The sequence below is a fragment of the Streptomyces sp. ATLC9 genome (assembly GCF_057196705.1).
In genome coordinates, this window is the sequence record NZ_JBXUOY010000579.1 from 1 (window position 1) to 518 (window position 518).

Sequence of the window (518 nt, forward strand, 5' to 3'; positions counted from 1 at the left end):
CTCCGTTGAGGTCTTACACCAGCTCCACAGACAGACGCCGTCAGCCCGACGGCCAGGATGTTCTTCGCCGCGTTCACGTCCCGGTCGTGGGTCGTCCCGCAGTCGCACGTCCAGGTGCGGACGTTCAGCGGCATCTTGTCCCGCAAGGTGCCGCAGGTCGAGCACAGCTTGGAGGAGGGGAACCAGCGGTCGATCGCGATCACTTCGCGGCCGTACCACTGGGCCTTGTACTCCAGCATGCTCCGGAACTCCGACCAGGCCGCGTCACTGATGGCGCGGGCCAGGCTCCGGTTCTTCACCATGTTCCGGACGGTGAGGTCCTCGATCACGATCGTTTGGTTTTCACGAACGAGCCGAGTGGTGAGCTTGTGCAGGTGGTCACGCCTGCGGTCGGTGATGCGGGCGTAGACCTCGGCAGCCTTCCGGCGTGCCTTGGCCCGGTTGGTGCCGTCGCCCTTGGCCTTGCGGGCCAGCTGCCGCTGGGCCTGGGCGAGGCGGGTACGGTCGCGCCGCTCGTG

Annotated in this window: 1 protein-coding gene; it reads right to left on the bottom strand. The window is 67.0% G+C overall.

What is annotated here, in order from left to right:
• On the bottom strand, positions 1 to 518 hold a 518-nt coding region (locus AC2CJA_RS27155), incomplete at both ends, for an RNA-guided endonuclease TnpB family protein (protein ID WP_484605272.1).